Raw genomic sequence first — 12,935 nt, forward strand, 5'->3', positions numbered from 1 at the left:
GATGATACTTCCTATGTAATGCCACTATATTATTCTACAAACAGGAAGCGTATCCTTTTTCTGCACGAAAAAAGATGCATATAGCTATGCACCTTTTTGAATAATTATCTTGGGAACCCTGGTACATATTGTTGTGGAATTGCTGTTTCCTTCCTTAACTGAGCAGCTGCTTCTAATGCCCAGTAAGGATTTCTTAACATTCCTCTTCCAACTGCAACAAGTTCTGCATCTTCATTTCCAATAACTGAATTAGCAAGAGCTGCTTCATCCAATCTGCCTACAGCAATGACAGGAAGATTAAATGCCTGTTTATATGCTCGTGCGAACGGCACTTGGTAAGCAACATGTGTGCCAGGTTTTCCTGCTGCTGCAATCGGGCCTTCTCCGCCTGCACTTATATGGAATATATCCACACCTGCATCCACATACGCTTTCGAAAACTCGATGCTTTCTTCCACCTCGTAGCCGCCTTCCACATATTCTTTCGCAGAAATGCGCAAAATTAAAGGCATATCTTCCGGCATAGCACTCTTAGCTGCTTTGATAACTTCCACACCAAATTTCGTACGATCTTGACCATACTCATCTTCCCGTTTATTTGTCAGCTTTGATTGGAATTGGTGAATTAAATAGCCATGTGCACCATGAAGCTCAATTGTGTCAACGCCCGCTTTTACAGCACGCTCCACTGCAGCACGGAATTTCTCTACCATCCCTTTTACTTCATCTGTTGTTAGCTCTCTAGGTGTTTTCGAGTTTTCGTCAAATGGAATTGGCGATGGAGCGACTGGAAGCTCTGCATCTTCTGCTTTGCGACCAGCATGAGCAATTTGAATGCCCACTTTCGCACCGTGTTGATGACAAGCATCCACTATTCTTGCAAGTGGAGCAATTTGCTCATCAGACCATAATCCTAAATCATAGTCAGTAATCCTTCCGTCTGGTTCAACATCTGTCATTTCAATAATGATTAAACTCGCACCACCGATTGCTCTGCTTACATAATGAACGTAATGCCAATCTGTTGCAATTCCGTCCTTTTTCGTCACAGAATATTGGCACATTGGCGGCATAACAACTCTGTTTTTTAGCTCTAAGCTTTTGTAAGAGTATGGAGAAAATAAATGTTCCATCGTTATATTCCTTCTTTCTTTTTCAAAATGCATGCTCATGCATATAAATTATCATTCCTGTTCAAGATGGTCAAATAAAATAACTTGAAATAGCTCTCTCTTTTTTTCCACATACAAGATACCCGTTTTCTCCCAAACCTATTCCACTTCAATAGCAAAAGCATATAGTGCATCTCCATTAGGACTATCCTCATCTGTCCACAAAGCAGAGTACACAAAATAGTAGATTCCCGCTTCTTGCGGAGCCTTCATTTGGCCACCAGCTTTTAATACTGTTGTTTCTTTATTTTCAGACTGTATTTGTTGTAAGCTCCCTTCAGAAGGATTTTCATAATCAAATTCAAATTTTATCCTTTGATTAGCTTTGACCTTTTTCGGTGTTTCATCCTTGAGCAGCTCCAACGGTCCAGCTGTATCTGCACAAACACCGCTTCCGCCATTTGACCAGCAGTAGCTGCCAAGCTCCGTTTCATGCCGGATATCGTCCATAACAATAAAAAGACTAGGTGGTTCATTCATGGCAGGCTGAATGTTTGAACAGCCTATTAGCAATACAAAGAAAAAAAGCAGTAAGATTATCCTTCGCAAACGAGCACATCCCCTTAGTCTGTCTTCTTCTAATAGGGCGAAAACTGAATGGAAAAGGTTACAACAAAATATAAAAAAAGGAAAGAAGTAAAAGCGGACATGTGCTTATCAGCTTTTACTTCTTTCCAATCATCATTTGCAATATGGAACTAAGGTCATTTTTTGTTTCTGTCTTTTCCAGTATAGCTGCCAGTGTGTTAGAAAAAGTCTCATTTGCTTTCACAAACTTGTCTTTACCATACTCAGTCAATGCAGTATAAATTCCCCTCCGATCATCTGTGCACAGATGTCGCTGCAGGGCTCCGCATTCCTTCGCTTCAAGTCTTGTTACAAGCCTTGATAAGGCACTTTGGCTCAAGCCCACCATATCTTGAAGCTGTTGAAGTCTAAGCTTATGCTCTGGTGCTTTTGACAAATAAAGAAGCACATAAAACTCTCTAAGTGAAAGCTTATGCTGATGCTGCAGGACATGTTCAAGCTCCGTCGCGATTGCACCTTGTAAGCTTGATAATGCCAGCCAGCTTTCCGTATATGAATTTGCCGGTTTTTCCATTATTGTATCTCCACCTATATCCTTATAACAAAACCCGAATTCTTTCCTATAAAATACTAACTCCCATTCTACCAACAGGGAGTATAACGGTCAATGCAGAGGATATCAGTGTTGTTTGTTAACTATTTTAGCCTCTCCCAGCCTGGAAAGACGGATATTTTGTCATACCGCCGTCTGCAAACAAAGTTATCCCTGTCACATAGCTGGACTCATCAGATGCAAGCCAAGCAGCAACGGCAGCGATTTCTTCCGGCTTTCCTATATAGCCTAATGGTATCATACTTTCCACATCTTTTCGCTTGGCAGGATCGGCAAACTTTTCTGCATTAATAGGAGTGTTAATGGCACCAGGCCCGATATTATTTACACGTATTCCTTTTGGAGCATACTCAAGGGCAAGTGTTTCTGTCATCAGCTTCACCCCGCCTTTACTTGCTGCATAATGAACAAATGTCGGCCACGGAATCATTTCATGAACGCTTGACATATTGATTACATTGCCTTTAATATCATGCTCAACAAAATACTTTATCGCTTCCCTGCTGCCAAGAAATGCCCCAGTCAAATTTGTGCCGATTACCTTTTCCCAATTGTCTAATGTCATCTCATGGGATGGCACTGGATTCTCAATTCCTGCATTATTTATCATTATATCTAACTTTCCAAAGTGCTCATGCGCAGTTTTAACAAGATTGATGACATCTTGCTCCTTTGTGACATCACCTTGAATAATGACAGCTTGTCCGCCTGCTTCTTCGACTTCTTTTTTGACAGCTGATGCCTCGTTGTCATCAGAAAAATAATTGATGACAACATTAGCCCCCTCTTTACCAAATCTGATTGCCATTGCACGGCCCAAGCCCGTCGATGCTCCTGTAATTGCCACTACTTTACCTTTTAAGTCAGTATACACGGAAAGTTCCTCCTTGTTATTTTTTCGCGATGCCTAAACAGATGACCCCTGCAATAATGAGGATAATCCCAACCGCAACAAAGACAAGCTGGCGCTTTGTTTTCTTTTCTCCTAATAAGAAGATTCCGCCTAGGGTAGAAATAACTACACCTGTCTGGGATAAAGAATAGCTGATTGCCACGCCGACCTTTGGCTGCGAAATAAACAAAAACATATTTCCAGCTGCCCAAAACAAACCAGGCAATATATTCTTTAATGCATAAAGATTGAATGGCTTATGTTTATATGTAATAACAAGTCCGCCAATCACCATTCCGATTGACTGAGGGAAGAGCGCTGACCAGCCATCAACAGAAAACAGTCTTGCGATTACAACATAGCCTAAATACCCTAAAGTAGAAATCAGTAAGGTAACTGTCCCCTTTTTTAGTTTGGCAGACTCATCTGCACTTCTCTTCTGATCATATGTAGTTAAAATTATCCCTGCTAATATACAAAGAATGGCAATAATACCAAGAATAATAGTAGTAGCAGTTGTCCATTCACGAAATACTAGGACACCAAACAAGGTTGTTGATACAATCTGCAAACCAGTTGAAATTGGCATTGTCTTTGAAACCCCAATATATTCAATTGATTTAAATTGATTGCTTTGCCCAATTGCCCAAAAGATACCTGAACATATACCGACAATAAGAATAAGAAGGGACAGCTCCGGTCTTGCAATCAAATAAACTACAGCAGAGAAAAGAAGTGCACCAATTGTTGTACCTAATGTCTGACTGTATGCCCCGCCCCCTATTTTCACATTAATTAATACGATGCTGCCCCAAAACAGAGCAGGAAGAATTGCTAAAAAAAACTCCACTTTAAATCAAACCCACTTTCTTGTTATATCGTTTAAATTTCCCTAATCGTGCAAAATCTAATCAGCATATTTATTAATAAAGCAAGTAACTTAATAAAAAAAAGCCTAAAATCTCGATTTGCGGATTTCAGGCCACTCCATTGCTTATTCCATTGTCAGCACTTTTTCTTCTAGTAAACAAACTGCTTTATGGCATTCACTGTCGCTGATTGAAGATTTTAACTCACCTATTGCCATATCGACAAGATGCTTGCGGCGATTTTCCGGCTCTGCTAGCTCTTCCTCCACAAAATCGATTAATTCCTCATATTTTTTCTGATCTTCCACATTTTGCACACTGTTTCTAACCATTAGCTTTAAAGATTCAATCATACAGGAAATATTTTTACTATCTGTATGCCTGTCACTTTCGGCGCTGTCTGACAGCCATTTTAACAGCAATTCAGGAGCAAGCACTCGTTCGCCAGTCTTCGCAACATCCTCTGTCATCGCAATTATTCTATTAACACTGTACTGTACAATTTTATGAACATCTATTTGCCGCTGTTGATCTAACGAATAGAAAAAGATCATATTATGAAGGTTGCCAGTCAACATGACGGCACAATCAAGCAGATACGGTTTTTTATCAATTCCGCAAATATCCATCAGCCGCTTATACAGCCAGTTTAATTCCTGAATTCTCCTCCTGTTCAAAAATTGCTTGAGCTCCGGATCATTCGTAAATAAAATTTCTTCAAAAAGAGAGATAATCTTATACTGGTTGTTCGTGTTAATTAACAATTCAATTTGCTGAATAAAAATTGCCAATGAAGCTTTATCTTGACCAATCATAAGCTGTTTGCGCTTCTCGCCAAGTTCAGTGTATATATCCTTAAAAATAGAAATCAGCAGTTCATTTTTACTTGAAAAATAGTTGTAAAAGGTTCCTTTCGAGATTCCGCTACTTTCTAGAATTTCTTGAATGGATGTGGCTTGGAATCCTTTTTCAATAAATAGCTCATGAGCTTTATTCAATACATGCTTTTTCCGGTTATTCATATTCATCACCTTAGGGAAATTATACTGACAGTTCAAAAAACATACTAACCTATTCGGTAAATAATTTCAAGAAATCAGCAAAGAAAACGTTACCATTAAGCCTTGCTCTCGCTATTCAACAGGAAAAATAATCCAACAAAATTTATTTTTTAGTAAACCTAAACATTTTTTATTGCAAAATTTATACTGCCAGTATATTATTATTTAAGCCTAGAACAATTGTATAAAAAATGAACTAAAGGTTCATAAGGAGGAAAACATTTCATGAACAACACAGCAACACAAAATACGAAAAAGCCACCATATGGCATTATCGCCATTCTGATGGCCGGGGCTTTTGTTGCTATCTTAAACTCAACATTATTAAATATAGCATTGCCTTCTATTAATAAGGACTTTGATATTGATGCTTCTGTCGGGCAATGGCTCGTTACAGGCTACATGCTCGTTAACGGAATTATGATTCCGACAACGGCTTTTTTAATTCAAAGATATTCCATTAGACGCCTGTTTATCACAGCGATGTCATTGTTTACCATTGGTACACTTGTGGCAGGCTTCTCAGGATCGTTCCCGGTTCTGTTGGCAGCACGTATGGTCCAAGCTTCTGGTTCTGCGATTATGATGCCAGTATTGATGAACTTCCTGCTTACAAGCTTCCCTGTTGAAAAACGCGGAAGTGCAATGGGAGTATTCGGCTTAGTTATGATTTTCGCACCAGCAATTGGTCCGACATTGTCTGGTTATATCGTAGAGCACTTCCATTGGCATGTTTTATTCCGTGTAATCGCACCAATTGCCATTCTTGTTTTGGTACTTGCCATTGTGAAATTAAAAGATAAAAAGGATAAAGTAGATATTTCTATCGACACCCTTTCTGTCATTCTGTCAACATTAGGCTTTGGCGGTCTGCTGTACGGATTCAGCACTGCCGGCAACAAAGGCTGGGACAGCCCGTATGTTTATGGAACATTGATTATCGGTTTCCTAAGTTTAGTTCTCTTCATTGTAAGACAGCTTAAAATTCCAAATCCAATGCTTGAATTCAGGATTTTTAAATATCCGTTATTTGCATTATCAGCAGCGATTTCTATTGTAGTTAATATTGCCATGTTTTCTGCGATGCTGTTAATGCCTATGTACATTCAAACAGTTAGAGGTATCTCTCCACTAGATTCAGGACTGCTGCTTTTACCTGGGGCAATCATTATGGGAATTATGTCGCCAATTACTGGTAAACTTTTTGATAAATATGGTGCCCGTATTTTAGCAGTAACCGGGTTGGCTATCACAGCTGTTACAACATATATGTTCAGCAAATTAACAATGGACACATCTTATACAACTCTAATCATCATTTATTCTTTCCGTATGTTCGGGATGTCAATGGTTATGATGCCAGTAATGACAAACGGCTTAAATCAAGTGCCTGGACGTTTGAATCCGCACGGCACAGCAATGAACAATACATTGCAGCAAGTTTCTGGCGCAATCGGGTCTGCATTAATGATCACCATTATGTCCAACCGCACTACAACACATGCAAATGAATTGGCAGAAGATGCAATGAAATCTATGGCTAACAGCACAGTACAGCCAGATGCGGCCACACTTGCGGCAGCTAAAGAGCAGCTTGCGATGAAAGCAATGATGGAAGGAATTAATGATGCATTCCTTATTTCTGTCGGCGTCGTTGTTCTTGCTTTAATCCTGTCATTCTTTATGAAACGAGCAACACCTGCTGAAGATATTCAAAGCAATCCAAACAAAGTGCAGCAAAAAACTTCTGCAAAACTTGCAGAAAACTAATAAATAGATTCAAAAAGCCAAGCTGTGATTATGATCAGCTTGGTTTTTTTATATCAATATATCAACCTCCTTTTCCAAACTGAATCCCCCCCTAGATTTGCTCGTGACGAACAAGAAAATTTCTAATTTTTATGGTGAAGTCTTGGTTAGTTTTTGGTATAATTTAGCTAAGTTAATTAAAAAATTCTGTTACTAGACTTTCATATTATAACTGCTGATGCAGGATTAATAATGTATTCAAGTAACTTCAGGGCAGCTTTGATAATAGACAGACTTAAATAAAAGATAGCGGAATAATAAAAGGTGGCTAGAAAAATGCTGAAGAATAAACGAATCAAGGAAATTCAGGATTATGTGCATGAACATGAAACTGTTTCTTTAGATGAACTGGTAGAAGTATTTAATGTCTCTAAAAATACGATTCGCAGAGACATACAGGAGCTTGTTGAAGAAGGAGAGCTTAAAAAAGTCTATGGCGGGGTTGCCGTTAACCATGCGACACTCGTTTCTTTTAACGATCGGCAAATACGCAATAAGGATGAGAAAATGCTGATTGGTAAGAACGCAGCCGAGTTCGTTCAAGACGGTGATATAATTTTTATTGATTCAGGCACAACCACATTGGAAATGCTGGAGTACCTTAAAACAAAACAGCTTTCCATTATTACAAATAATCTCGATTTCATCATTAAAGCACTGCCATATGAAAATCTTCATATTATAACATTTGGCGGTGTGCTAGAAAGAAAAACGAAATCCTTTGCAAGCATCCAAAGCACAGATGTTATCAAATCCTATAACATCAATAAGGCCTTTATGGCATCAACAGGGATTTCCATCAGTAATGGTGTCACAAACTCCTCCCCATTAGAAAGCGAAATTAAAAAGAATGTTGTCGAAAGAAGTGCTGAGGTTTACTTGCTTGTTGACCATCATAAGTTTGATAAATATGCATTAATGACATACTGCACTCTACAGGATATTGACTACTTAATAACAGGTGCCGAGCCTCCAAAGGAATATCAGGCATTCGCAAGTGAAAACAATATTAAGCTTGTCATTGCTCAAAAAGAAGCATAAAAAACAGCTCCTAAATTACCATTTAGGAGCTGTTTCCATTTTTCTTTGTTCGAATTTAACAAATAGCCGGTAATAAATTACACCACTTAATATGGCTAACAAGCTGATAAAGAAGAATGTCCACGTATAGCCCACCCATGCACTCATCGGAATGGACAATGGTGCAATCATTTTCGAGAAGGTGTAGCGCAGACTTGCAGCGGCATAATACTTCCCCCTTTTATCAGCTGGTGCAAGCTCGGAAATGAACCCTTGCTGTATGCCAGCTGTCATCAACTCTGCCAGCGTAAACACAAGCATCGCCAGCAGCAGCCCCCAAATCCATGAAGTTTGGCTAAATAACAGCACAGAAGCGGCATAAATAAACGAAGATATGATAAACACATTCCGTTCTTTGTATTTACTCATCCATCTTGTAACTGTAATTGTAAAGATAGCGACTAACAAGCCGTTTTCTGCGAGCACAAGACCAAATGCCTGTGTGCTTTCCACCACATAAGACCAATTACCGAATTGAAGCAAAGGCTGGTCTGTCACCACTTCATTTATATACACTGGAAACAGGAGATCTAATTGCATGAAGGTTTGTCCGACAAGCACGCCTGCGATGATGAAAAGCAAAAAAATGCGGTCATTCATGATTACCTTATAATCTTTAAGCTGATCGCCGAGCACAGAAATCCAATTACTTGCTTGCCCGCTCTCCTCCATTTTGGAAACGGGTGCAGTCTCTGTGATCTTATAATGAAGAACAATGCCGAGAACAAGATTCAGCACGCCGGCCATCAGCAGTAATGCAAATCGGTAATCAGCGAAAAAAATACCGCCAATAATAGGGCCAATCACGACTGCAATATTTGTCGACGTATAAAAAATCGCAAATACATCGCTGCGATCCTTCTCTTCCACTACATCCGCTATCATTGCCTGACTTGCCGGCCAATACACTGCACCGAACATACTTACAACAGTAAAGCACACAAACCCTAGCAGTGCTGAGTCAAGCCAAGGGGAGCTTGAGAAGGCAAAAACGGTGAATGCAGCTCCTTGGGCAAATGCTGACAGCACCATCATTCTTTTCCTGCCGTATTTATCTGCATAATAGCCTCCGAGCAAATTGGCTGCACAGGAAACAACTTGAGATAATATTAACAGCAGGCCAGCTGTTGATTTTCCGAAGGAATCAGTAAAATATATAGCTAAAAAAGGGAAGAACATCCAAAATGTAATATTAACAACAGATTCCCCTGCAAGGCGGATCTTTAAATTCTGATCCCAATCTCTTAGACGCATACTCATACGAAGCATTCTCTCTTTCTATAATCTTCTTCTATAATACCAATCTTTTACATGCATCCTCAAGTTAATTTTACTATATTAAGAAAACGAAAAAGGACAAACCCTAAGCTAGTTTCTTAGGATTTGCCCTTTTTCTTAAATAGATATCTTTACCTCTGCATTCATACCGAGCAGCACTTTTTTTGTCGGATTCTGAATGGAAATTTTCACTTGGACTTTTTGTGTCACTTTCGTATAATTCCCTGTTGCATTTTGCGAAGGCAATGCAGAAAAGACAGAGTTTGTCGCATAGCTGATATCTTCTATCTTTCCGTCAAACATTACATCTGAATCACCGTCCACGGTTATATCAACATTATCACCAATCTCAATGTCTTTTAATTCGGTTTCCTTAATATTCGCTAAAACATACATATGATCCATATCTGCTGTTTGAGCGAGCACCTGCCCTGCTTGAACAAGCTCATTTGCCTTTGCTTCATTTTTAATAATCGTTCCAGCCTCCATACTGTTTACGTTACTTGCAGTCTTCCCACTGCTTACCTTTCCTACTGATTCCTTTTTATTTAAATCTTTTCCAGCTTCCCCGTTCCAGCTCGTTAGAACCCCTGAAGTTGGCGCCACAATCTCCGTAATATCTGCTGAAACGACAGCATCATCTGTTTTTACATAATTTTTGTTTTGATAATAAAAATAAGCTCCTAAAGCAATCAGACCTAATATAACAACAAGTCCGATGAAGTTTATTAATAATATTTTCCCTTTGCTCATCTGTTTCTCTCCAATCTTGATTAGACTCTAATGTTTTCCGCCTTGTGATTTACAGCTTCCTTTGACGGTTTTTGAACAAGTGATCTGCCCTTGCCTGTGGCAACTTTACCGATGGAAGAAAGCAGCATAATTACACCTAAAACTAGCAGTATTGTGAAAAGCTGATGGTAGGCTCCTAAAATAGCAGATTTTTTGGCATGAACAACGAGTTCATAAGATGCCAATGATTTTGCATCTGCAACAGAATTCCCCTGCCCCATTAAACGACGCGTCCAATTTGCCATTTCCAATTTAAACTCTGAACTGTCACTTTGCAGGCTCCAGCGAATCATTTCATAATTGACGGCGTTTTGCTTTGTTAAAAACCATGCGAGTAACGGGGAAACAATGGCACCGGCAAAGTTACGCATAGAATGTAACGTGACAGACCGCATGGAGGCTTGGTGAATGTCTCCTGCAAGAGCAGTTCCTAATGCTCCACCCACTAATACCATGCTTACCCCCGCTCCTAGACAGGCGACTTGAAAATATAATTCATGCAAGGAGGTTGCTGAATCAATTGTTCTCCATTGAATGCTTACGTAAATAACGGCAATTGAACCAATAATACCAAGGATACCTGCTCCTAATTTGTCATATAAAACCGTTTTTAGAACAGCTGTCACAACTATACCGACGAAAAACCAGAAATAAAAATGGGACAAGTATACAAACGGCAAATCTAAATTATTGCGTAAGAACCCATTAATACCAGCAATTGCAAAAACTAATGCCAGATGAGAAGCGATGGCCATGATTGTGCCTGAGATAGGCTTTGATGCCTTTAATGTTCTAAATGGCACTAATGGGGTTTCAGCCTTTCTATCAACAACAATAAATAGGCACATCAGTATGAAAGCTGCTAGTAAAAATGGCCAAACATAGATTGATGAAAAGCCTTTGTCCACTAAATTACATAATGGAACGGCAAGCACCGCTAGCAAAGCCGTCCATAGGAATATGCCTGTTTTGTCCTGTGGCAAATGCTCTTCTTTCTGCTCTAGCTTTGGCAAACCGAAAAAGCCAACCAATAAACACAGAACAGAAGCTATAACATTCAGCACAAACAGCCAGCGCCAAGCGCCGGCCTGTAAGGATACGGCTCCAAATAAAGCACCTAAAGCGCTAGCACCGAACAGACCTGTGATGATCATCAGCAAAAACGTGTTCCTGATTTTATTAGGAAACGACTTTAGACTGGCAGGCAAGATCGTTAAAAACAAAAATCCTGCACTGATTCCTTGGACAACCCTCCCGATGATAAGAAACAATAAATCTTCTGTAAGGACTGCCATAATGGAGCCAATCAGAAAAATAAATGTAAACAGCAAATAGTTCTTTCGTAAACCAAATTTCCTTGTCAACACTGGTCCTATAGGCACACCAAATGCAAACCCAAGATTAGATAAGGTCGAAGGCAGCAATAGGCTGCTTGTTCCAAGCTGCAAACCATTTTGTATCACACCTTGGTTTAATATATAAGAAAGATTGGAAAAATACTGTGAACCGATGGCGAATATTGTCAAGATGGAAATGATTAAATATGGAGGAACTGCCACCTTCTCTGATTCAGATGCAGATGTATTAACTTGCTGACTCATTTTCCCTCCCCCTTTTTGTGGTTATTTATATATTGTATACAACAAGTTGTATTATACAATATATAAATAAATAATCAATCTTTTTTTACGGCAGAAAAAAAGAGACTCTTTGTAAGAATCCCTTTTAATCTTGCCCCCACTTCTTAAAATCAGCATTAAGGCGACTAATTAATTTATCCAATTGGCCGATTTCTTCCTGTTTCCAGTCTTTTAAGATATCCCCATACACTGTACGGCGTGCCTTTTGCACTCGTTTTAGAACCTCAAGTCCTTCTTCTGTTATTTCAATCAGGCTTATCCGTCCATTATTCGCATCAGGGTATCTTTTAATATAAGCTTTCGTTTCGAGATTACTAACCTGTCTGCTGGCAGTTGAGATATTTAACAGCAGCTGGTGTGCTATTTCATTAATTCCAATCGGCCCTTTTTGCTGTAATTCACTTAATATTAAGTATTCGGATCGATCAAGACTCCCAAGCTTTGGATTGCTTGCCGTAATTAAACGAACCAGAAGTGCAACTTCATATTCTATCGACTGAAGTGAACTATTCATTTGCATCCTCCCCCTTTGAAGCTTCTCTTTACTATTTCTAATGTTTCCTTGATGATGCTGCCGAGATTATGTAGTAGCTGATAACTAATACAAGAATAGCACAGGTATACAGCAGTGTGTGCAATGGATTATCGTGGTAGACAATGATAAGTCTGACCATTGCAGTGATGCCGATATAAAGAAAGTATCTTAATGGAAAGTGATAGCTTTCTTGAAAATATTTCACTATGAGGGCAATAAACTCAAAGTACAAAAAGAACACCAATATTCTTTCAAGCAGTTCATAATTGCTGCTTATCTGATGGAGCTCCATTGCATGTCCGACAAAGTAAATGATTTCTTTGCATAATAAAACACTTAGCATTAACGCAAGCAAAATCAAGGAAATATTCAAAATTTGCTGCAAGATATTGGCAAGCAGCAAATGCTGTTTTTTTACTTGTTTTTTCTCTTTTTCCTTTCGAGACTCCAACAACACTCCTCCTAGCTTGAGGATAATTTCAAACGATTCTTTTATTTTATACATAAATTTATTTTTTTACTATGAGTTTACTGCAATTTTTATTTGGCTATAAAAAAACAGGTTGAGATAAAACGAAAGATAACCAGTCTAAACACGATTAATAAGATTACAATTTGAAAAATAAAGCTTGTGACTAAATTACGGCTTTAAAATTAGTTCGTTTC

13 protein-coding genes are annotated in these 12,935 nt (G+C 38.9%); 2 read left to right on the plus strand and 11 right to left on the minus strand.

The genetic code is table 11. The annotated features are described in order from the left end of the window. Positions 1 to 104: 104 nt before the first annotated feature. The 6 genes from LXM54_RS22935 to LXM54_RS22960 form a co-directional block, all read right to left on the minus strand. Positions 105 to 1,133 (minus strand): NADH:flavin oxidoreductase/NADH oxidase, encoded by a 1,029-nt coding sequence (locus LXM54_RS22935; protein WP_233317756.1) that lies wholly within the window; start codon positions 1,131 to 1,133, stop codon positions 105 to 107. A gap of 138 nt (positions 1,134 to 1,271) precedes the next feature. Next, positions 1,272 to 1,721, minus strand: a complete 450-nt coding sequence (locus LXM54_RS22940) for a hypothetical protein (protein WP_233317759.1) — start codon at positions 1,719 to 1,721, stop codon at positions 1,272 to 1,274. A gap of 115 nt (positions 1,722 to 1,836) precedes the next feature. Then, a complete protein-coding gene (locus LXM54_RS22945) occupies positions 1,837 to 2,274 on the minus strand; it encodes a MarR family winged helix-turn-helix transcriptional regulator (RefSeq protein ID WP_233317761.1) in 438 nt (145 codons plus the stop codon). 127 nt (positions 2,275 to 2,401) lie between these two features. Continuing rightward, positions 2,402 to 3,187, minus strand: coding sequence for a glucose 1-dehydrogenase (gdh, locus tag LXM54_RS22950; RefSeq protein ID WP_233317763.1), 786 nt, complete (start codon positions 3,185 to 3,187; stop codon positions 2,402 to 2,404). 16 nt (positions 3,188 to 3,203) lie between these two features. Then, entirely contained in the window at positions 3,204 to 4,055 is an 852-nt protein-coding gene (locus tag LXM54_RS22955) for a GRP family sugar transporter (protein ID WP_233317765.1), read from the minus strand. 144 nt (positions 4,056 to 4,199) lie between these two features. Next, entirely contained in the window at positions 4,200 to 5,096 is an 897-nt protein-coding gene (locus tag LXM54_RS22960; RefSeq protein WP_233317766.1) for a TetR/AcrR family transcriptional regulator, read from the minus strand. Between the two features lie 264 nt (positions 5,097 to 5,360). Between LXM54_RS22960 and LXM54_RS22965 the strand changes: the two genes are divergently transcribed. Beyond that, positions 5,361 to 6,905, plus strand: a complete 1,545-nt coding sequence (locus LXM54_RS22965; protein WP_233317768.1) for a DHA2 family efflux MFS transporter permease subunit — start codon at positions 5,361 to 5,363, stop codon at positions 6,903 to 6,905. A gap of 315 nt (positions 6,906 to 7,220) precedes the next feature. Continuing rightward, on the plus strand, positions 7,221 to 7,985 hold the full coding sequence (locus tag LXM54_RS22970; protein WP_233317770.1) for a DeoR/GlpR family DNA-binding transcription regulator: 765 nt from the start codon (positions 7,221 to 7,223) through the stop codon (positions 7,983 to 7,985). 15 nt (positions 7,986 to 8,000) lie between these two features. Here the strand turns inward: LXM54_RS22970 and LXM54_RS22975 are convergent, their stop codons facing one another. The 5 genes from LXM54_RS22975 to psiE form a co-directional block, all read right to left on the minus strand. Continuing rightward, entirely contained in the window at positions 8,001 to 9,278 is a 1,278-nt protein-coding gene (locus LXM54_RS22975) for an MDR family MFS transporter (protein WP_233317886.1), read from the minus strand. Positions 9,279 to 9,419: 141 nt separating this feature from the next. Further along, positions 9,420 to 10,055, minus strand: coding sequence for an efflux RND transporter periplasmic adaptor subunit (locus LXM54_RS22980; RefSeq protein WP_233317771.1), 636 nt, complete (start codon positions 10,053 to 10,055; stop codon positions 9,420 to 9,422). Positions 10,056 to 10,075: 20 nt separating this feature from the next. Further along, complete coding sequence (locus LXM54_RS22985; protein ID WP_233317774.1) at positions 10,076 to 11,695, minus strand: MFS transporter; 1,620 nt, start codon at positions 11,693 to 11,695, stop codon at positions 10,076 to 10,078. A gap of 124 nt (positions 11,696 to 11,819) precedes the next feature. Next, entirely contained in the window at positions 11,820 to 12,248 is a 429-nt protein-coding gene (locus LXM54_RS22990; RefSeq protein WP_233317776.1) for a MarR family winged helix-turn-helix transcriptional regulator, read from the minus strand. 37 nt (positions 12,249 to 12,285) lie between these two features. Beyond that, entirely contained in the window at positions 12,286 to 12,726 is a 441-nt protein-coding gene (gene psiE, locus LXM54_RS22995) for a phosphate-starvation-inducible protein PsiE (protein ID WP_396953772.1), read from the minus strand. Between the last annotated feature and the right edge of the window lie 209 nt (positions 12,727 to 12,935).

Source organism: Bacillus sp. Au-Bac7, assembly GCF_021341655.1.
Lineage (GTDB): Bacteria > Bacillota > Bacilli > Bacillales > Cytobacillaceae > Niallia.